This is a genomic window from Tardiphaga sp. 20_F10_N6_6, from assembly GCF_052076045.1.
Lineage (GTDB): Bacteria > Pseudomonadota > Alphaproteobacteria > Rhizobiales > Xanthobacteraceae > Tardiphaga > Tardiphaga robiniae.
Window position 1 is genome coordinate 5,021,171 of the sequence record NZ_CP197239.1, and the last position, 19,412, is coordinate 5,040,582.

General features: G+C 61.5%; 19 protein-coding genes. 14 read left to right on the plus strand and 5 right to left on the minus strand.

Translation table 11 applies throughout. The features are described 5' to 3' along the window. The first annotated feature begins 3 nt into the window (after window positions 1-3). The 12 genes from AB7813_RS24015 to AB7813_RS24070 all read left to right on the plus strand — a co-directional run bounded on the left by AB7813_RS24015 (window position 4) and on the right by AB7813_RS24070 (window position 12,820). Window positions 4-1,287 (plus strand): acetyl-CoA C-acetyltransferase, encoded by a 1,284-nt coding sequence (locus tag AB7813_RS24015; RefSeq protein WP_441228564.1) that lies wholly within the window; start codon window positions 4-6, stop codon window positions 1,285-1,287. Window positions 1,288-1,294: 7 nt separating this feature from the next. After that, window positions 1,295-3,391: a 3-hydroxyacyl-CoA dehydrogenase NAD-binding domain-containing protein gene (locus AB7813_RS24020; RefSeq protein ID WP_441228565.1), complete on the plus strand. Its 2,097-nt coding sequence runs from the start codon at window positions 1,295-1,297 to the stop codon at window positions 3,389-3,391. 27 nt (window positions 3,392-3,418) lie between these two features. Beyond that, window positions 3,419-3,850 (plus strand): acyl-CoA thioesterase, encoded by a 432-nt coding sequence (locus AB7813_RS24025; protein WP_093759634.1) that lies wholly within the window; start codon window positions 3,419-3,421, stop codon window positions 3,848-3,850. Between the two features lie 86 nt (window positions 3,851-3,936). Beyond that, window positions 3,937-4,131 carry a hypothetical protein gene (locus AB7813_RS24030; protein WP_093759633.1) on the plus strand — a complete coding sequence of 65 codons (195 nt, stop codon included), beginning with the start codon at window positions 3,937-3,939 and terminating at the stop codon, window positions 4,129-4,131. A 115-nt stretch (window positions 4,132-4,246) separates the two neighbouring features. Further along, the gene (locus AB7813_RS24035) at window positions 4,247-5,065 is read left to right on the plus strand and encodes a DeoR/GlpR family DNA-binding transcription regulator (RefSeq protein ID WP_441228566.1); all 819 of its coding nucleotides are present in this window, start codon (window positions 4,247-4,249) and stop codon (window positions 5,063-5,065) included. A gap of 139 nt (window positions 5,066-5,204) precedes the next feature. Further along, a complete protein-coding gene (gene glpD, locus AB7813_RS24040; protein ID WP_441228567.1) occupies window positions 5,205-6,749 on the plus strand; it encodes a glycerol-3-phosphate dehydrogenase in 1,545 nt (514 codons plus the stop codon). Beyond that, a complete protein-coding gene (locus AB7813_RS24045) occupies window positions 6,746-7,834 on the plus strand; it encodes an ABC transporter ATP-binding protein (RefSeq protein WP_441228568.1) in 1,089 nt (362 codons plus the stop codon). The genes glpD and AB7813_RS24045 overlap by 4 nt, the downstream gene beginning before the upstream one ends. Before the next feature lies 1 nt (window position 7,835). After that, complete coding sequence (locus AB7813_RS24050) at window positions 7,836-8,921, plus strand: ABC transporter ATP-binding protein (RefSeq protein ID WP_439079278.1); 1,086 nt, start codon at window positions 7,836-7,838, stop codon at window positions 8,919-8,921. After that, window positions 8,921-9,823: a carbohydrate ABC transporter permease gene (locus AB7813_RS24055; RefSeq protein ID WP_068733714.1), complete on the plus strand. Its 903-nt coding sequence runs from the start codon at window positions 8,921-8,923 to the stop codon at window positions 9,821-9,823. The genes AB7813_RS24050 and AB7813_RS24055 overlap by 1 nt, the downstream gene beginning before the upstream one ends. Next, window positions 9,823-10,629: a carbohydrate ABC transporter permease gene (locus tag AB7813_RS24060; protein ID WP_120288339.1), complete on the plus strand. Its 807-nt coding sequence runs from the start codon at window positions 9,823-9,825 to the stop codon at window positions 10,627-10,629. The genes AB7813_RS24055 and AB7813_RS24060 overlap by 1 nt, the downstream gene beginning before the upstream one ends. A 9-nt stretch (window positions 10,630-10,638) precedes the next feature. Then, complete coding sequence (locus AB7813_RS24065; RefSeq protein ID WP_320446639.1) at window positions 10,639-10,968, plus strand: DUF2160 domain-containing protein; 330 nt, start codon at window positions 10,639-10,641, stop codon at window positions 10,966-10,968. Between the two features lie 109 nt (window positions 10,969-11,077). Continuing rightward, on the plus strand, window positions 11,078-12,820 hold the full coding sequence (locus tag AB7813_RS24070; protein WP_175368847.1) for an ABC transporter substrate-binding protein: 1,743 nt from the start codon (window positions 11,078-11,080) through the stop codon (window positions 12,818-12,820). Window positions 12,821-12,934: 114 nt separating this feature from the next. Here the strand turns inward: AB7813_RS24070 and AB7813_RS24075 are convergent, their stop codons facing one another. From AB7813_RS24075 to AB7813_RS24095, 5 genes are all read right to left on the minus strand, one after another. Continuing rightward, window positions 12,935-14,035, minus strand: coding sequence for an alkene reductase (locus AB7813_RS24075; RefSeq protein ID WP_441228569.1), 1,101 nt, complete (start codon window positions 14,033-14,035; stop codon window positions 12,935-12,937). A 180-nt stretch (window positions 14,036-14,215) separates the two neighbouring features. Further along, window positions 14,216-14,719, minus strand: coding sequence for a DUF1993 domain-containing protein (locus AB7813_RS24080; RefSeq protein ID WP_175368667.1), 504 nt, complete (start codon window positions 14,717-14,719; stop codon window positions 14,216-14,218). Between the two features lie 122 nt (window positions 14,720-14,841). Further along, complete coding sequence (locus AB7813_RS24085; protein WP_441228570.1) at window positions 14,842-16,071, minus strand: lytic murein transglycosylase; 1,230 nt, start codon at window positions 16,069-16,071, stop codon at window positions 14,842-14,844. 116 nt (window positions 16,072-16,187) lie between these two features. Continuing rightward, on the minus strand, window positions 16,188-16,700 hold the full coding sequence (locus tag AB7813_RS24090) for a GNAT family N-acetyltransferase (RefSeq protein WP_441228571.1): 513 nt from the start codon (window positions 16,698-16,700) through the stop codon (window positions 16,188-16,190). Window positions 16,701-16,741: 41 nt separating this feature from the next. Further along, the gene (locus tag AB7813_RS24095; protein ID WP_441228572.1) at window positions 16,742-18,187 is read right to left on the minus strand and encodes a helix-turn-helix domain-containing protein; all 1,446 of its coding nucleotides are present in this window, start codon (window positions 18,185-18,187) and stop codon (window positions 16,742-16,744) included. A gap of 212 nt (window positions 18,188-18,399) precedes the next feature. Between AB7813_RS24095 and AB7813_RS24100 the strand changes: the two genes are divergently transcribed. Then, a complete protein-coding gene (locus tag AB7813_RS24100; protein ID WP_068733054.1) occupies window positions 18,400-18,609 on the plus strand; it encodes a DUF4170 domain-containing protein in 210 nt (69 codons plus the stop codon). A 250-nt stretch (window positions 18,610-18,859) separates the two neighbouring features. Continuing rightward, window positions 18,860-19,408, plus strand: coding sequence for a hypothetical protein (locus tag AB7813_RS24105; RefSeq protein WP_441228573.1), 549 nt, complete (start codon window positions 18,860-18,862; stop codon window positions 19,406-19,408). Window positions 19,409-19,412: the final 4 nt, after the last annotated feature.

Here is a 19,412-nt window from a genome sequence, read left to right on the forward strand (position 1 = left end):
TTCATGACAAGACCAGTCTATATCGTCGACGGCAGCCGCACGCCGTTCCTGAAGGCGCGCAGCGGCCCCGGCCCGTTCACCCCTGTCGATCTCGCCGTGCAATGCGGACGCCCGCTGCTGGCACGGCAGCCATTTGCACCAAATGCCTTCGATCAGGTGATCCTCGGCTGCGTCAATGTCATCGCCGACGAGATGAATCCTGCGCGCGTCGCCGCGCTTCGGCTCGGTATGGGCGAGGCGATGGTGGCCTTCACCGTGCAGATCAATTGCGGCTCCGGCATGCAGTCGATCGACACCGGCTATCGCTACATCCGCGAAGGCAATGCCGATCTGGTCCTCGCTGGCGGCGCCGAAGCGCTCAGCCATGCGCCGCTGGTCTGGCCGCAGAACGGCGTGCGCTGGTTCGCCGGCCTCGCGATGGCCAAGGGTGTGCTCGGCAAGGTGGCGGCGATCGCCAAGGCCCGGCCGGCTTATTTCAAGCCGATCATCGGCCTCGAGCGCGGTCTCACCGATCCGATCACCGACCTCAATATGGGCCAGACCGCCGAGAAGGTCGGGCACCTGTTCGGCATCACGCGTGCGCAGGCCGATGCCTATGCCGTCGAAAGCCACAAGCGCCTTGCGCATGCGCAGGAACAGGGCTGGCTGAAGGGTGAGGTCGAAACCGCCTTCGATCGCAAGGGCAATTTCTACGACCACGATGACGGCGTCCGCGCGGATTCGTCGGTAGACAAGCTCGCGACACTGAAGCCGGTCTTCGAACGTCCGTGGGGGCAGGTCACCGCGGGCAATTCCTCGCAGATCACCGATGGTGCGTCATGGACGATCCTTGCGTCCGAAGACGCGGTGGCGAAACATGGTCTTACGCCGAAGGCGGTGATCGTCGACAGCCAGTGGTCTGCGCTCGATCCGTCGATCATGGGGCTCGGTCCGGTGTTGTCGTCGAACGATCTGTTGAAGCGCAACAACATGACGATTCAGGACATCGAGACCTGGGAGTTGAACGAAGCCTTCGCCACGCAGGTACTCGGCTGTCTCGCCGCCTGGAAGGACGAAAAATTCTGCCGCGAGGTGCTCGGCCTCGATGGCGCCGCCGGCGAGATCGATCGTGCCAGGCTCAATGTCGATGGCGGTGCGATCAGCCTCGGCCATCCCGTCGGCACGTCCGGCAACCGTATTGTGCTGCATCTCGTCAATGCGATGAAGCGGCTTGGCACCAAGCGGGGTATCGCTACCGAATGTATCGGCGGCGGCCTCGGTGGCGCGATGTTGATCGAGACGGTGTGAGGGCGTCATGGACAGCAAGATCATGGACGTTCTTGGGGATCGCGTGCTCGAACTCGGGCCGGCTCCCGACACATCGGGCGCTTATCGCCACTTCAAGCTGACGCGCGATGCCGATGGCATCGCGTGGCTGTTGTTTGACCGCGCCGATGCCAGCGCCAATACGCTGTCGGCTGTGGTGCTGGAAGAATTCGATCAGGTGCTGAACGCGCTGGAAGCTCAGCGCCCGACTGGCATCGTGGTTCGTTCGGCCAAGACTTCCGGCTTCATTGCCGGCGCCGACGTCAATGAATTTCGCGGCGCCAGCGACCCATTGGAAGTGGAAACGCAGATCAGCCGCGCTCATGCGGTGATCGATCGTTTCGAGGCGCTGAAGATCCCGACGGTGGCCGTCATTCACGGTTTCTGCCTGGGCGGCGGCCTCGAAGTGGCGCTGGCCTGCCAGATGCGCATCGCCATCGATGGTGCGCGCTTCGGTTTTCCGGAAGTCATGCTCGGCCTGCATCCAGGTTTGGGTGGCACGGCGCGCTTCACGCATCTGGTCAATCCGATACAGGCGATGCCGCTGATGCTGACCGGCAAGACCATAGACGCGCGCAAGGCGAAGGCGATCGGTCTTGTCGATGCGGTGACCGAGGAGCGCCATGTCCGTAACGCCGTGCGCGATGCGGTGTTCGGCAAGCTCAAGCGCGCCAAGCCGAGTGCGTTGATCCCGATCATGAACTTCTCGCCGATGCGCGGGATTCTCGCCTCGCGCATGGTCGCGGAGGCCAGCAAGGCTGCGCCGCGCGAGCACTATCCCGCACCTTATGCACTGATCGAGCTGTGGGAGAAGCACGGCGGCGACCGCGCGGCGATGCTCAATGCCGAGAAGGTGTCCTTCGCCCGGCTGATGGTGACGCCGACGGCGCAGAACCTGATTCGCGTCTTCTTCCTGCGCGAGCAGATGAAGAAGCTCGCCGGTGACGGCAACACCATCAAACATGTCCACGTCATCGGCGCGGGCGCCATGGGCGGTGACATCGCGGCGTGGTGCGCGCATCAGGATATCCGCGTCACGCTGGCCGACATGAAGCCCGAGCCGATCGCGGGCGCCATGAAGCGCGCCGCCGATCTCTACAGCAAGATCATCCGCAAGCGCACCGATCAGCGTGATACGCTGGATCGCCTGATCCCCGATATGGACGGTGAGGGCGTCCGTACTGCGGATCTCATCATCGAGGCGGTGTCGGAAAAGCTCGAACTGAAGCAGAAGGTCTATGCGGGCATTGAGCCGCGCATGAAGCCGGATGCGATCCTCGCCACCAATACATCGAGCATTCCGCTGCAGGATCTGCGCAGCACACTGGCGCGGCCGGAGCGGCTGCTGGGATTGCATTTCTTCAATCCGGTGTCGCGCCTGCAGCTTGTCGAGGTCGTCAGCCATGACGGCGTCGATGCGGAGATGCTGAAGAAGGCCACGGCCTTTGTCGGCGCTATCGATCGCCTGCCGCTGCCGGTGAAGAGTTCGCCGGGTTTCCTCGTCAATCGCGCGCTCACGCCCTACATGCTCGAGGCGATGATGCTGATGGAGGAGAAAGTCGACAAGGAAACCATCGACGCCGCCGCCGAACAGTTCGGCATGCCGATGGGGCCCATCGAACTGGCCGATCAGGTCGGCCTCGATATCTGCCTCGCGGTGGGCGACATGCTGCGCTCGAAGTTCGGCGATCTGCTGCCGCCGACGCCGGCCTGGCTGCGCGAGAAGGTCAACAAGGGCGAGCTCGGCAAGAAGACTGGCAAGGGCTTCTATACGTGGCGCGACGGCAAGGCCGAGAAGAGTTCCAGTGCGGTTGCCACCGCGCGTCCGACACAGGAGATGATCGATCGCCTGGTGCTGCCGATGTCCAATGTCTGCGTCGCCTGTCTGCGCGAAGGCATCGTCGACAACCCCGATGTGGTCGATGGCGCAATGATTTTCGGAACAGGTTACGCGCCATTCCGCGGCGGCCCGCTGAACTATGCGCGGACTCGTGGAACCGAGAATATCACCGCCACGCTGCGCACGCTGGCGGCCCGGTTCGGCGATCGCTTCTCGCCGGATGCCGGCTGGGAAACCTTTAAATGATGACTCAATTTGCGGCAGGCTTTGCTCATGACTGAATCAACGACGCAGCCAGTGACGGGGCTGGATGCGGAACCGACCGGCGATCTCACCATCCGCACGGTGGCGATGCCGGCAGATACCAATGCCAATGGCGATATCTTTGGCGGCTGGCTGCTCAGCCAGATGGATCTCGGCGGCGGCATCTTTGCCGCCAAGGTGGCGAAGACGCGCACCGTCACCGTCGCCATCGAGGCGATGACCTTCCGCAAGGCCGTTCATGTCGGTGACGTCGTGTCCGTGCATGCGGAACTGGTGCGGATGGGCCGCACGTCACTTACCGTGCATATCGAGGCCTGGGTGCTTCGCCGCAACGAAAACGCCCCGATCCTGGTGACCGACGGCAATTTCACCTTCGTGTCCATTGACGAGGCCGGGCGCCCGCAGGTGATCAAGCGTCCGGACGCGACGATCTCGACCTGAGCAATTCTAAACACCGGCGGGAACGAAATACCTCCTCTGCAGTTAGTGGCCCGGAATATGCATCGTCTATCGCGTAGGGGGCCGCCATGTCAGACACTTATATCATCGAAGTCTCATCGCAGGCTGCCGGCATCGTGGTTCGCGATCCCGGTGGGTACAGGTTCTTCGCTGCGTCTCACCGTTTCAACCCGATGGAAGGCCAGCTGTTTCGCAATGCGCGCGAAGCTGAACGCGCTGCCTTTCAGTTCGCGCAGGGTATCCAAGCGGCTGTGACGCCCTAGAGGGCGATTCTCTGACGACATCGCGGCGGCGGCGCGCATGGCGCATGCGCCGGTGATGCGTTGACCATTGCCGCCAACACCCGCACCATGGAACCGTTCGATCCGAGGTGCTGTCGTGACTGCTGGCCTGACCCATCGCCAATCCGAAATCCTGAATCACGCGCGCGCCTTTGGCCGCGTGATGGTCGACGACCTGGTGCGGCGCTTCGAGGTGTCCGCACAGACCATCCGCAAGGATCTCAACGATCTCTGCGACCAGCGCCTGCTGACGCGCATTCACGGCGGCGCCATCGTCGCCTCCGGCGTGGAAAACCTTGCTTATGAAGCGCGGCGATTCGTAGCCGCCGAAGAGAAGAAAGCCATCGGCGTCGCTGCCGCGGCGCAGATTCCCAATGGCTCGTCGCTGTTCATCAATATCGGGACCACCACGGAAGAAGTCGCCAGCGCGCTGACCAATCACGAAAACCTGCTGGTCATTACCAACAACCTCAATGTTGCGATGATGCTCTATCGTCACCCGCATATCGAGGTGATTGTCGCCGGCGGTACCGTGCGTCGCTCCGATGGTGCGGTGATCGGCTCCACGGCGATCAAGCTGATTGGCCAATTCAAGGTCGATTACGCCATCATCGGCGCCTCGGCGATTGACGAGGAGGGTGCGCTGCTCGACTTCGACTATCGCGAGGTGCAGGCGGCGCAGGCGATCATCGCCAATGCCCGCAATGTCATGCTGGTCTGCGATTCGACCAAGCTGCGGCGCTCGGCGGCCGTGCGCATCGCCCATATCAGCCAGATCCAGACCTTCGTCACCGACGTGCCGCTGCCGCCCTCCTTGCAGGAGATCTGCCGGAGCCGGGGCGTTCAGGTGATCGCCGCCCTGCCGGGCTCCGCCGACGATGCGGACGACCTGGAACCCGAGCCGACCCCGCTTTAGACCCTGTTCAGATCCCGAAAACGCCAGTTGCTTTCGTTTTAGGTTGTGGTTTAATCGAAAGCGAAAGCCAAATCGCTGAAAGCGAAGATGGCGCGTCCGAAGGAAGGCGCCAGACAATTGGCGCAGGAGGGGAGACGGGGTGGGTCAGATCTACGACCTCGCAATCATTGGTGGTGGTGTGAACGGCTGCGGCATCGCCCGCGACGCCGTCGGCCGAGGCAATTCCGTGTTCCTTTGCGAGATGAACGATCTGGCCAGCGGCACCTCGTCGTGGTCGACCAAGCTCATCCATGGCGGGTTGCGCTACCTCGAATATTACGACTTCAAATTGGTGCGCCACGCGCTGCTGGAGCGCGAAGTTCTCTGGCAGATCGCGCCGCATATCATCCGCCCCTTGCGTTTCGTGCTGCCGCATCACGCCGGTCTGCGGCCCGCCTGGCTGCTGCGCTTGGGCTTGTTCCTCTACGACCATATCGGCGGCCGTAAACTTCTGCCCCCGACGCGCACACTCGATCTCACCCGCGACGAGACCGGCAAGCCGCTGGCGCCCGGCCGGTTCAAGCGTGGCTTTGAATATTCCGACTGCTCGGTAGATGATGCGCGCCTTGTCGTGCTCACTGCGCGTGATGCCGCCGACCGGGGCGCTGAGATCCGCACGCGCACGCGCGCAACCGAGATCAGGCAGGCCGACGGGATGTGGCAGGTCACGGTGCAGGATACGGCGACGGGCGACCGCTCGACCATCAGTGCGCGCACGCTGGTCAATGCCGGTGGTCCGTGGGTCGAGAATGTTCTGGCGGTCGGTGCCGGCGTCAATGCGAAGGCGAAAGTCCGCCTCGTGCAGGGCTCGCATATCGTGGTGCCGAAACTTTACAGCCACGATCGTGCCTACATCTTCCAGAACGCCGATGGTCGTATCGTGTTTGCGATTCCCTATCAGGACGATTTCACCCTGATCGGTACCACCGATATCGATTATGACGGCGATCCCGCCGATGTGAAAATCTCTGCCGACGAGATCAATTATCTCTGCAAGTCGGTCAGCGAATATCTCGCCAGGCCCGTGCTGGCCGAAGACGTGGTGTGGACCTATTCCGGCGTGCGCCCGCTCTATGACGACGGCGCCAACGAGGCCAAGGCGGCGACGCGCGACTATGTGTTCGAGCTCGATCTGCCCGGCGGCCTGCCGCTGCTGTCGATTTATGGTGGCAAGATCACGACCTATCGCCGCCTTGCTGAAGAAGCCTTGCAGAAGCTTGCGCCGTATCTGAAGGGCACCAAGGCCAGGGAAGGCTGGACGACCCATGCCACGCTGCCTGGCGGTGATTTCGATGTCTCCGCGGTCGATGCGCTGATCGCCGAATTGTTGCGCGACTATCCGTTCCTGACGCCGGCCCATGCCAACCGGCTGGCACATGCCTATGGCACGCGCGCCGCAAAGATGCTGGGCACCGCGAAATCGCCGGTCGATCTAGGTCAGGCCTTTGGCGCAACGCTGACCGAGCGCGAAGTGCGCTATCTCATGGCCAATGAATGGGCCGTCAGTGCCGAGGATATCGTGTGGCGCCGTTCCAAACTCGGTCTGCGCCTGTCGAAGGAAGAGATCGCGGCTCTCGATCAATGGCTGCAGGCTAATCGCGCCCAGCCCGCCAATCCAATGCGCGAAGCGGGAGCGCGGTCATGAGCGTCGCACTGGATCACGTCTCGCAGATGGTCGATGGCGTCACGACGATCCGTGACGTGTCGCTGACGCTGGAAAGGGGCACACTGAACGTGCTGCTCGGGCCGACATTGGCCGGCAAGACCTCGATCATGCGGTTGCTGGCCGGGCTCGATAAGCCGACCCAAGGTCGTGTGCTGGTCGATGGCAAGGACGTCACCGGCGTTGATATCCGCAAGCGCTCGGTGGCGATGGTCTATCAGCAGTTCATCAATTACCCTTCGCTGACGGTCTATGAGAACATCGCCTCGCCGCTGCGCGTGCAGGGCAAGCCGAAAGCCGAGATTGAAACCCGCGTGCACGAAGCCGCGGCCTTGCTCAAGCTTGAGCCCTATCTGAAGCGCACGCCGCTGCAGCTCTCCGGTGGCCAGCAGCAGCGCACCGCCATTGCCCGCGCGCTGGTCAAGGGTGCCGATCTCGTGCTGCTCGACGAGCCGCTCGCCAATCTCGACTACAAGCTCCGCGAGGAATTGCGCACCGAACTGCCGAAGATATTCGAGGCCTCCGGCGCGATCTTTGTCTATGCGACGACGGAGCCTTCCGAAGCGCTTTTGTTGGGCGGCAGCACCGTGTGTCTGTGGGAAGGCCAGGTTTTGCAGGTCGGCCAGACCTCCAAAGTCTATCGCCATCCCGAGACTCTCAAGGCCGCCGAAGTGTTCTCCGATCCGCCGCTTAATCTGGTGGCGATCGAGAAGAAGAACGGAAATGTGCACTATGCCGGTGGCGCGACGGCGCCCGCCAGCGGGCTCTACGCAAACCTTGCCGACGGCAGCTATCGTGTTGGCTTCCGCGCGCATCAGCTCGAAGTCGCCAGTGGTCTCGCCGGACGGCATGCATTTCCTGCGGAAGTGACCGTGACCGAAATCACCGGGTCGGAAAGCTTCGTCCATCTGAAACGCGATGCGTCGAATTGGGTTGCGGTGCTACAGGGCGTGCATGAATTCCTGCCCGGCCACATGCTAGACGCCGTGCTCGATCCCGCCAATCTGTTCGTCTTCGATAGCCGCGACCGTCTGGTTGCCGCTCCCAACAGCACGCAGGGAGCGTAACATGGCCCGCATCGATCTCGTCGATCTCGCGCAGTCCTACAGCGGCAATGATGCCGACCCGGAATCATTCGCGCTGAAGCCGATCTCCATGACCTGGCGGCAGGGCGGTGCCTATGCGCTGCTCGGCCCATCCGGTTGCGGCAAGACCACGCTGCTCAATTTGATCTCCGGCATCGTGACGCCGACGCGCGGCCAGATCCTGTTCGACGGTAAGGACATCACGCCGCTGTCGACCCAGAAGCGGAACATCGCGCAGGTGTTCCAGTTCCCGGTCATCTACGACACCATGACGGTCGGCGAGAATCTCGCTTTTCCGCTGAAGAATCGCGGCGTGCCGAAGGCGCAGATCGATGCACGTGTCGCCGAGATCGGCGAACTACTCGATCTCACGCCTTATCTGGGTCGCAAGGCGACGCGGCTAACGCCCGATGCCAAGCAGAAGATCTCGCTCGGCCGCGGTCTGGTGCGCTCCGATGTCGCCGCCGTGCTGTTCGACGAGCCGCTGACAGTGATCGATCCCGCCCTGAAATGGGAATTGCGGTCGAAGCTGAAGGCGCTGCACCGCGCGCTGGATCTGACGATGATCTATGTAACTCACGATCAAACCGAAGCGTTGACCTTTGCCGATACGGTGGTGGTGATGCATGACGGCCGTGTCGTACAGTCCGGCACGCCGCAGGAATTGTTCGACAAGCCCGCACATACATTCGTCGGCTATTTCATCGGCTCGCCCGGCATGAATATCGTGCCGGCCGAAGTCAGCGGCCGCGAGGCGCGTATCGGCGGGCACGTGATCGCGCTGCAGCGCAGCTACGACAAGTTGCCAGCGGGCGCGACAATCGAAATCGGCGTTCGCCCCGAATTTGTCCATGTTGCGACGCCCGCACCAGGCTTGCTGTTGGCGCAGGTCGAGCGGGTCGACGATCTTGGTCGCATCAGTTTCGCGCGCGTCCGCATCGGCGGCGTCAAGTTCGCCGCGCGCGTCCCTCAGGGATTTTCTATTGCGGGGAGCGATGTCGGGCTGGTGTTCGATCCCAGCCGGGTGCACGTTTATGCTGACAGCCGCCTTGTCGAAGGGGTTGCATGATGGACAAAACCGTCAATCAAAAAGCCTGGTTCCTCGTCCTGCCGGTGTTTCTCATCGTGGCGTTCTCCGCGGTGCTGCCGCTGATGACGGTCGTGAACTATTCGGTGCAGGACACCTTCGGCAACAACCAATTCTTCTGGAACGGCGTCGGCTGGTTTAAGGAGCTGCTTGATCCGTCCAGCGATCTCGGCGGGCGCTTCTACGCGTCCCTGCTGCGCAATCTGGCCTTCTCCGCGATCATCCTCGCCATCGAAGTGCCACTCGGCATTCTGGTCGCGTTGTCGATGCCGCGTGACGGCTGGCGCGTCGCAGCCTGCCTCGTGATCCTCGCGCTGCCGCTTTTGATTCCATGGAACGTGGTCGGCACCATCTGGCAGATCTTCGGGCGGCCCGACATTGGCCTGCTCGGCTACACGCTCAATCACATGGGCATCGACTATAACTATGTGTCGAACGAGTTCGACGCCTGGGCGACTGTCATCGTGATGGATGTTTGGCACTGGACCAGCCTCGTCGCGCTGCTGTGCTATGCCGGCTTGAAGTCGATTCCCGACGCTTATTATCAGGCGGCACAGATCGATGGCGCTTCGCGCTGGGCAGTTTTCCGAGCTATCCAGCTACCCAAGCTCAATCGCGTGTTGCTGATCGGCGTACTGTTGCGTTTCATGGATAGTTTCATGATCTATACCGAGCCCTTCGTGGTCACCGGCGGCGGTCCCGGCAATTCGACCACCTTCGTCTCCATTGAGCTTGTCAAGATCGCGCTCGGCCAGTTCGATCTCGGCAAGGCTGCGGCGCTGTCGCTGGTCTACAACATCATCGTGCTGATCGTGTGCTGGATATTCTACACCGTGATGACCAATGCCGGCGTCGATCACACCAAGCGCGAGGGAGCGGTCTGATGCATACGATCCCTGGGCGTCGCATTATCCTGTTACTGTTTTTGGTGTTCTTGCTGCTGCCGATCTACTGGCTCGTCAATATGAGCTTCAAGACCAATGGCGAGATCGTCTCGACCATGACGCTGTGGCCGCACCAGCCGACGCTGGAGAACTATACCCGCATCTTCACCGACGAGAGCTGGTATTCCGGTTACATCAATTCGCTGAAATACGTCATCATCAACACCATCCTGTCTATCTCTTTCGCGCTGCCGGCGGCTTATGCGTTCTCGCGCTATCGTTTCCTCGGCGACAAGCACCTGTTCTTCTGGCTGCTGTCGAACCGGATGGCGCCGCCCGCCGTATTCGCGCTGCCGTTCTTCAATCTCTATTCGGCCATCGGCCTGTTCGACACGCCATGGGCCGTGGCGCTGGCGCATTGCCTGTTCAACGTGCCGCTCGCAGTATGGATCCTCGAAGGCTTCGTGTCCGGCGTGCCGCGCGAGATCGACGAGACGGCATTTCTCGATGGCTACTCATTCCCGAAGTTCTTCGTGAAGATTCTCGTGCCGTTGATCGCGTCGGGCATCGGCGTCGCTGCCTTCTTCTGCTTTATGTTCTCCTGGGTCGAACTGCTGCTGGCGCGCACGCTGACCTCGGTGAATGCCAAGCCGATTTCCGCGGTCATGACGCGTACCGTGTCGGCCTCCGGTATGGATTGGGGCCTGCTCGCCGCTGCCGGCGTGCTGACCATCATCCCCGGTGCCCTCGTCATCTGGTTCGTCCGCAATTACATCGCGCGCGGTTTCGCGCTTGGCCGGGTCTAGGAGGCCGTCATGGAAAATATTGCATGGATGGCCTGGACACCGCCGACGGCGATCTTCTTTGGGCTGCTGGCATTGACGCTGGGCACCATGACTTGGCTCGCAGTCGCCTATCCCGAGGCCGAGCGCATCGGCATCCTGCGCATTCCCACCACGCGCGGCGACCGGCTGTTCCTGTCGCTGATCGCAGCGGCCGTCATCCACCTGTTGTGGATCGGCTTCGTCGGCAGCGATCCGATCGCGACGCTGCCGATCGGTGAGGAAGGACTTGAGATCTCGAACCTGTGGTTCGCGACATTGATTTCGCTGGTCTCGGCGGTGGCAATTTTTCGCACCGTCTGACCGGCATGGACTGCAGTCTCGGGATGAACCCGGGCCTGAAACAGAAGTGAGGGAGGAAGCTATGAGGCACTTGACGACACAGGCACGTCGCCCGACGCGCCATATCATGATGACCAGCGCTGCTGCGTTGATCACGGCGACTGCGTTGCTCGCCGCGCCGGCCAAGGCCGACGACGCCACCATTCAGAAGTGGATCGACAGCGAATTCCAGCCGTCGACGCTGTCGAAGGCAGACCAACTGAAGGAACTGCAGTGGTACGAGAAGGCTGCGCAGCCGTTCAAGGGCATGGAGATCAATGTCGTCTCCGAAACCATCACCACGCACGAATACGAGGCGAAGACGCTGGCCAAGGCGTTTAGCGAGATCACCGGCATCAAGCTGAAGCACGATATCATCCAGGAAGGTGACGTGGTCGAAAAGCTGCAGACCCAGATGCAGTCCGGCAAGAATGTCTATGACGGCTGGATCAACGATAGCGATTTGATCGGCACGCATTTCCGCTACGGCCAGACCATCGCGCTAACGGATTACATGACCGGCGAAGGCAAGGACGTCACAAGCCCGACCCTCGACCTCAAGGACTTCATCGGCACGCCGTTCACCACCGCGCCCGACAAGAAGCTGTATCAACTGCCCGACCAGCAGTTCGCCAACCTTTACTGGTTCCGGTACGACTGGTTCACCAATGCCGAGTACAAGTCGAAGTTCAAGGCCAAATATGGCTACGATCTCGGCGTGCCCGTGAACTGGTCGGCCTATGAAGATATCGCCGAGTTCTTCACCAACGACATCAAGACGATCGATGGCGTTAAGGTCTATGGCCATATGGACTACGGCAAGAAGGATCCGTCGCTCGGCTGGCGTTTCACCGACGCGTGGCTGTCGATGGCCGGCAATGGCGACAAGGGTCTTCCGAACGGTCTGCCCGTCGATGAATGGGGCATCCGCATGGAAGGCTGCCGTCCCGTTGGTTCCTCCATCGAGCGCGGCGGCGATACCAACGGTCCGGCAGCGGTCTACTCGATCGCGAAATACCTCGACTGGATGAAGAAGTATGCCCCGCCGCAGGCGCAGGGCATGACCTTCTCGGAGTCGGGTCCGGTGCCGGCACAGGGCAATATTGCCCAGCAGATGTTCTGGTACACCGCTTTCACCGCCGACATGGTGAAGCCGGGTCTCGCGGTCATGAATGCCGACGGAACGCCGAAGTGGCGCATGGCCCCGTCGCCGCATGGCTCGTACTGGAAGGAAGGAATGAAGCTCGGCTATCAGGACGTCGGTTCGGGCACGCTGCTCAAATCGACTCCGCCGGATCGCCGCAAGGCAGCTTGGCTCTATCTGCAGTTCATCACCTCGAAGACGGTGTCGCTGAAGAAGAGCCATGTCGGTCTCACCTTCATTCGTGAGAGCGATATCTGGGACAAGTCGTTCACCGAACGTGCGCCGAAGCTCGGCGGTCTGGTCGAGTTCTATCGCTCGCCAGCCCGCGTGCAATGGTCGCCGACCGGTAACAACATCCCGGATTATCCGAAGCTGGCACAGTTGTGGTGGCAGAACATCGGCGATGCGTCGTCCGGTGCGAAGACCCCGCAGCAGGCGATGGACTCGCTGGCCGCAGCTCAGGATTCGGTGCTCGAACGTCTTGAACGATCCAAGGTTCAGGGCGAATGCGGACCGAAGCTGAACAAGAAGGAGACCGCCGAGTTCTGGTATGCGAAGTCCGCCAAGGACGGCAACATCGCGCCCCAGCGCAAGCTGGCCAACGAGAAGCCGAAGGGCGAGACGGTGGACTACGACACGCTGATCAAGTCGTGGCCCGCGACTCCGCCGCAGAAGCGCGCGTCGAACTAAGACGAGTTTTCTGAACAAACAAAAAAGGCTGGGAGCGATCCCGGCCTTTTCTCTTGCTGTCATTCCGGGGTCGCGCCCGCAAAGATGCGTGTGCGCCCCGGAATGACGGCGTACTTACTCCGCTGCCTGCTTCGCGCCCAGCACCGGATAATCCGTGTAGCCCTTGGCGCCGCCGCCATAGAACGTCGCCTTGTCGGCATCGTTGAGTGGCGCGCCGGTCTTCAGCCGCTCGACCAGATCCGGGTTCGAGATGAACGGCTTGCCGAACGCGATCAGGTCGGCGGCATCGGCCGCGAGTACCTTGTTGGCCAGCGCGAGATCGAAGCCGTTATTGGCGATATACGTTCCACTGAAACGCTTGCGCAGGCTGGCATAGTCGAATGGTGCGACGTCGCGCGGACCGCCGGTCGCGCCTTCGACGACATGCAGATAGACCAGCTTCTCGGCGCTGAGCCCGTCGGTGATGTAGTCGAACAGCTTTTGCGCCTGCGTGTCGGCGGCGGCGTCGTTGGCCGGCGTAACCGGCGAGATGCGAATGCCGGTTCTGTCGCCGCCGATTTCCTTGGCAACTGCCGCGGCCACTTCCAGCATCAGTTTGGCGCGGTTCTCGAGCGAACCGCCATAGGCGTCGGTGCGCTTGTTGGTGCTGTCACGCGCAAATTGCTCAAGCAGATAACCGTTGGCGCCATGGATCTCTACGCCGTCGAAACCGGCTTCGACCGCATTGGCAGCGCCGCGTGCGAAACTGTCGATGACGCCTTGAATTTCACCCAGCTCCAGCGCGCGGGGTTCCGAGACATCGGTGAAGGTGTTGTTGACGAAGGTCTTGGTGTTGGCGCGGATCGCCGAAGGGGCCACCGGCGCTCCGCCATTCGGCTGCAGGCTGACATGCGAGATACGGCCAACGTGCCAGATCTGCATATAGATATGACCGCCCTTGGCATGCACGGCCTCGGTCACCTTCTTCCAGCCGGCGATCTGCTCCTTGGTGTAGATGCCCGGGACGTCCTGATAGCCTTGGCCCTGCTGCGAGACGGGTGTGCCTTCGGTTACCAGAAGGCCGGCGCTGGCACGCTGGCTATAATATTCGATCGCCAGCGGGTTCGGCACGTTGCCCGGCAATGCGCGATTGCGCGTCAGCGGCGCCATCACCGTGCGATTGGTCAGCGTGTTTGCACCAAGCTTGTAGGGTTCGAAGAGTTTGGACGTGCTCATGATGAATGATCCAGTCGATGAAAGGTGAAATCGAATTGGGCATCATGCAGCGCATTGGCAATACCGCTGCGCTGCATGTCGTTGGTTCAGGATAAAACGATCGTGGCGATGACGGATTGAATGATCATGATCTCTCTATCGGTCGGCCAGCAGCCGAATATCCTGCGGTGATGGCGCGGCTTACTGCGCGCCGAGGAAGTCGCGCTTGCCGACATCGATGCCGCACATCCGCAGGATGCCGTGGGCAGTGGTGATGTGGAAATAGAAGCTCGGTAGCGAGAAGCTGGTGAGGAATTGCTGGCCGGACATGGTGGTGGTCGTGCCGGGGCCGGTGGGGAAGGTGATCTCCCGGGTCTCGCCGCCGTCGAATTGGGCGGGCTTGTAGTTCTTCAGGTAATCGACGGTCCTGCCGATTCGCTGCTGCAATTCATCGAAGGTCGTTTCGGTATCCGGCACCGCCGGCACTTCGCTGCCGGACAGGCGCGCGCTGCCCTTGGTGGCGAAATCGCAGGAGAGCTGGACCTGCCGGCTCAGCGGCAGCATGTCCGGGAAAAGTCGCGTGCCGAGCAGGACGGCGGGCTCGATCTTCTTTGCGGCAGCATAGGTTTCGGCCTTTTTCAGTCCAGCGGACAGACTGCCCAGCATCTGCAGATAGGCGGGCACGACGGAATCATAGAACGGCATGAGGATGCTCTTTTGTGATGCGTTTCGAGGCACAGCGCGCCAGGTCGAGAAAGATGCTGTTGCATGGAGTTGGGGCGCGCTTGGCTGATTTCAACCGCCCGGCCTCACAAAAGAGAAGAAATTTACCGCCCGGATTTCAGCGCCGCCAACAATTCAGCCGTCGGCCAGGAGTCCGCGGGCAGGCCGAACTTGACCTGCATGGCCTTCACCGCTGTGCGACTCTGCTGGCCGAGGATACCGTCGATCTTGCCGACATTGAAGCCGCGCTTCGCCAGCAGTTGTTGCAGCTCGCGCAATTCGGGATGTGACAGCTGCGCGACAGGGGCGGAGGGCTGCCGCATCTTGGAGGCGCCATTGATGCGGGTGGCGAGATATGCCGCGGTGGTCGAATAGATCAGCGAGTTATTCCATTCGGTATAGGCGGCGAAATTCGCGTAAGCGAGGAAAGCGGGACCGTGGCGGCCCATCGGCAGCAGCAGCGAGGCCGGCATACTGTCGTTCGGCAGTGGACGCCCGTCGGGATAGCTGACGCCGAATGACGCCCATTTGGCGCGCGGCAGTTGAATGGTGAGATCGGCCTGATCCCAAGGTACGTTCTCGGTGACCCGCACCTCTTGCAGCCACGGTTCGCCGCGGCGCCATTTCAAACCGGTGGAAATATAGTGAGCGGTCGAGCCGATCACGTCGGCCGGGCTGCGCAGCAAATTGCGATGGCCGTCGCCGTCGTAGTCCACGGCATAGTTGAAGTAATGCGTCGGCAGAAACTGCGTCTGGCCGAGTTCGCCGGCCCATGAGCCGATCATCTCAGCGGGCGACAGATCGCCGCGATCGATGATCTTCAGCGCGGCGATGGTCTCGTCCTGAAACATCTTCGAGCGCCGACAGTCATAGGCCAGCGACACCAGCGAGCGTAGGGTCTGCAGATTGCCCATCTGCACCCCGAAGTCGCTCTCCAGTGCCCAGAACGCCGCGATGACGGCCGGCGGCACGCCATATTCCTTCTCGGCGCGCGCAAAGGCTGCGGCGTTCGCCTTGATCTTGAGCTGCCCGTTCTGCATCCGGTAATCTGCCGCCATGCGGCCGGCGAATTGCGTGAACAACTGCCCGAACACCCGCTGCCCGCGGTCGCGATTGACGATGCCCTGATCGTAGACGAGATAGGGCGCCGCTTCCGCCATCGCGCGTTGCGATACCCCGCTAGCGACAGCCTGCTGTTTCAGCCCGGCAAGGAATTGGTCGAAGCTCTGGCCGTTGTGACAGGACGCTGCGCGCTGGGCGGAGGCGGGAGAGGTGAAGGAGATAAGGGCAGATGCTGCAACGAGAATTGTGGATCGCACAGACATTCGCAGCATGAACCAGACCTCTCCGCTGTCGTACCCGGACTTGATCCAGGCATCCATCTTTCTCCCACACTAACATTCAAGATGGATGGCCGGGTCAAGCCCGGCCATGACATGTCATACAAGCATCAGCGTTCGAGGACCCATCGTGTTACGGCCTGGTGAAAATTCAACGGTCCGGGCACCGTCATGTGGGTCTTCACATACTTGAAGCCGGCCTTTTGCAAGGTTCGATTCGGTCCAACATTGAAGGCATTCGGCTCGCAGAACAACGATTCGAGCTTCAGCATATCGAAATAGATCGCCGCGCTTCGGCGAACGCATTCTGTACCGATTCCGGTTTGTCGTCTGTCCGGGTGCAGCACGTGAAGATGCATGGTGGCGCTTTCGCCATAGACAATCTTGTCACAACTGGAAAACCCGATGGGCTGATCATCCATTAGCCACAGCGCGACAACGGCCGCGCGGTGTTCGGGCGGGAGTGCATATTGTTGGCCGATACGCTCTTGCCAGATCAGCGCCGGCGGCATCCTGGTTGGATCGACGCCCATCGTTTCCAGGAATTCCGGCGTGGCACTGTGGAAATAGGTGCTGACGACGTGAGCTTCGGACGGCAGCATTTCCCGGACCAGCAACGTCATCAACGGCCTCAATGTTAGGGGCGATCGGGAAGACCTTGCAACTATAGTTCCCGCGCATTGCTGAAAGCAAATGACGACACCCGCCGTGTGTTCTCATCGAGGATCAGGCTGCGCGTGATCGGCGGCTCGGCCCGCTGGCTGCAATTCTCGCGCTCGCAGAGACGGCAATTGACGCCGATCGGCGTGCCTTCAGTCTTCTCCAGATCGAGGCCTGCTGAATATGCGAGCTTGCCCGCATGGCGGATCTCGCAGCCGAGGCCGATGGCGAAGCGCGGTTGCGGCTGCGGATGCGGCGCTGCGGGCCGACGTAGCGTCTGTGCGATGGAGAAATAGCGGCTGCCATCGGGCAGTTCGATCACCTGGCTCAGCAGGCGGTCCGGCGTGTCGAAGGTCGAATGCACGTTCCACAGCGGGCAGGTGCCGCCGAATTTCGAGAACGGGAAGGTGCCGGATGAAAACCGCTTCGAGACGTTGCCGGCATTGTCGACGCGCAGCATGAAGAACGGCACCCCGCGCGCATTCGGCCGCTGCAGCGTTGTCAGGCGATGAGAGATCTGCTCGAAGCCGACATTGAAGCGCTGGCCGAGCACCTGCACGTCGTAGCTCAGCGCTTCTGCCGCAGCATGGAACGCCGCATAGGGCATCAGCGCTGCCGCTGCAAAATAGTTGGCCAACGTGATGCGATAGAGCCGCCGCGTGGTGTCGTCGAGCGGGCCGGCGCGGCCGATGATGGTCTCGAAATGCGATGAGCACTCGACGAGGCCGATTTGGAATGCGACCTGAAAGGCGCGGCCGGGCGCATCGACCATTTCCGAGATCAGCAGCTGCCGGCGATGTCGGTCGAAACGTCTGAGCGTCTCGCGCATCACATCCACCGGCATGATGCGAGTGACGATCGAATATTTGTCGCGCAGTCGCGTGCTCAGCGCCGCAAACAGATCCTGCGACGGCACGTTGATCTCGTCGCGCAGGCTTTCGGCGGCCGCTTCGAGTTCGGGGAAGTAGTTGCGGTTGGCTTCGATCAAATCACGCACGCGCTCGATCGGATTGGCTTCGAATGGCGCGCCTTCATGCCGATCGGCCATCTGCGCCGCCACCATGGTCTCGCCGCGCCGCGCTTCGGTATAAGCCGCATAGAGCCGCTGCAGCGCATGCGTGACACCGGGACAGAGTTCGGCAAGGTCGCGCAATTCCTGTTTCGGCAAATCGATCTGGCGAAACAGCGGGTCGGAAAAGATTTCGTTCAGCTCCGCGAAGAAGCGATCTTCATCCGCCGTCGCGAGATCGCGGAGATCGAGGTCATAGGTCTCGGCGAGGCGCAGCAGCAACTGCGCGGTGACCGGCCGCTGGTTGCGCTCGATCAGGTTGATGTAGCTCGGCGAAATGCCGAGGCCCTCTGCCATCTGGGTCTGGGACAGGCCCTGTTGCTGCCGGATCCGCCTGAAGCGCGGCCCCACGAACAGCTTCTTGCCAGACTCGCCCGCCATCCGCGCCAATTCCTGGTTCCCCGAGTCGCCACTCGGTCGTTGATTGTGACAAAATTGACAAAATGACATTTGTTACAAGTCGTGATGTTACATCACATCACCATTCAAACACAAGGCATCTGGTGGTTTTGCCTGACATGGCGTTATCTGTTCACACGGTGAATGCATCGCATGTCACGAATGTCGATTTAAGGAATGAACAGGAGCACGACATGTCACACGGTAGCAATTTCTGGGTCATCGGCGGCGAGTTCGGTTCGATGAACTTCCACAAGCTGGTTGAAGGCTCGGCCCAGGTGCAGGGCCCGTTCAAGACGCGCAAGCAGGCCGAAGAAGCCTGGAAGACCGTGTCGGAAGAGAATCGCCACCGCGCCGGCGTCCGCTTCTCCATCGTCGAAGAGCCGAGCCGCCAGGTCGCTTAGGACCGACGGGTCGCCTGAAGCTGAGATCCCGAGCGGCGTCAGTGCCGCTGGATCGCCTCAAGCCTGTCGCTGATTTGCCCATAAGAAGACGTCCAAGGATATCAGCGGCCTCATCCGGGAAACCGGGTGGGGCCGTTGATGCGTTTAGCGGCCAAGCCTCTGGAAACAAACGGCCTTTCCGGCACTCGTGGTTACTGATAGGTTACTGCCCGGTGGATGGCGCGCTCAGGCAGCCAGAAAGGGGTCCAGCGTGGCGAGTAAGGGGACGAAAGCTGTCGAGGAAGCCAGGCCGCAGCGGCTGCGCGACGCGTTGCGTCAGGCCCGCATCGAGGCGGCCGATCGCACCGGTGTCGTCGTCGAGCTGCGCGATGCCGAAGTGGCGCGGCTGGAGATCCTCAATGAAGCGCTCGACCCGCTGTTCGCCGAGATCCCTGTTGGCATCGAGATGTTCGACCGGGGCATCAGCCAGGGCGACACGCCGCGGCTGTGGATCGACATGGTCGCCCATGTCGCGATGGGTCGCGACAAGCGCATGTATCGCTTCGTGCAGGACACCCGCCACGGTCGCGTGGTGCTGGCCGAGGCGCATGACGTTCCGACCATCGTAAAGGCGGTCACCGACTATATCGCGCGCCGCATGATTGAGCGCGAGCACGCGCTGGTAACAATGCCGGCGCCGGAGGTAGCGACGGCGGTGAAGAAGCTGCGCAGCAGATTCTGGCCGTTCGTGTTTGGTGTGATTGTCGGCGTCGTGGGACTATTTGCGCTCGCGCTGTTCGTGTCCGTGCGCGGACATTAGTCAC

Coding starts and splice junctions, on each gene's coding strand:
- AB7813_RS24095 (WP_441228572.1), bottom strand. CDS start 18,187: ATGGCGGGCGAGTCTGGCAAGAAGCTGTTCGTGGGGCCGCGCTTCAGG.
- AB7813_RS24045 (WP_441228568.1), top strand. CDS start 6,746: ATGAGCGTCGCACTGGATCACGTCTCGCAGATGGTCGATGGCGTCACG.
- AB7813_RS24085 (WP_441228570.1), bottom strand. CDS start 16,071: ATGCTGCGAATGTCTGTGCGATCCACAATTCTCGTTGCAGCATCTGCC.
- AB7813_RS24075 (WP_441228569.1), bottom strand. CDS start 14,035: ATGAGCACGTCCAAACTCTTCGAACCCTACAAGCTTGGTGCAAACACG.
- AB7813_RS24080 (WP_175368667.1), bottom strand. CDS start 14,719: ATGCCGTTCTATGATTCCGTCGTGCCCGCCTATCTGCAGATGCTGGGC.
- AB7813_RS24100 (WP_068733054.1), top strand. CDS start 18,400: ATGTCACACGGTAGCAATTTCTGGGTCATCGGCGGCGAGTTCGGTTCG.
- AB7813_RS24025 (WP_093759634.1), top strand. CDS start 3,419: ATGACTGAATCAACGACGCAGCCAGTGACGGGGCTGGATGCGGAACCG.
- AB7813_RS24020 (WP_441228565.1), top strand. CDS start 1,295: ATGGACAGCAAGATCATGGACGTTCTTGGGGATCGCGTGCTCGAACTC.
- AB7813_RS24055 (WP_068733714.1), top strand. CDS start 8,921: ATGGACAAAACCGTCAATCAAAAAGCCTGGTTCCTCGTCCTGCCGGTG.
- AB7813_RS24070 (WP_175368847.1), top strand. CDS start 11,078: ATGACCAGCGCTGCTGCGTTGATCACGGCGACTGCGTTGCTCGCCGCG.
- AB7813_RS24065 (WP_320446639.1), top strand. CDS start 10,639: ATGGAAAATATTGCATGGATGGCCTGGACACCGCCGACGGCGATCTTC.
- AB7813_RS24030 (WP_093759633.1), top strand. CDS start 3,937: ATGTCAGACACTTATATCATCGAAGTCTCATCGCAGGCTGCCGGCATC.
- AB7813_RS24090 (WP_441228571.1), bottom strand. CDS start 16,700: ATGACGTTGCTGGTCCGGGAAATGCTGCCGTCCGAAGCTCACGTCGTC.
- AB7813_RS24050 (WP_439079278.1), top strand. CDS start 7,836: ATGGCCCGCATCGATCTCGTCGATCTCGCGCAGTCCTACAGCGGCAAT.
- AB7813_RS24015 (WP_441228564.1), top strand. CDS start 4: ATGACAAGACCAGTCTATATCGTCGACGGCAGCCGCACGCCGTTCCTG.
- AB7813_RS24060 (WP_120288339.1), top strand. CDS start 9,823: ATGCATACGATCCCTGGGCGTCGCATTATCCTGTTACTGTTTTTGGTG.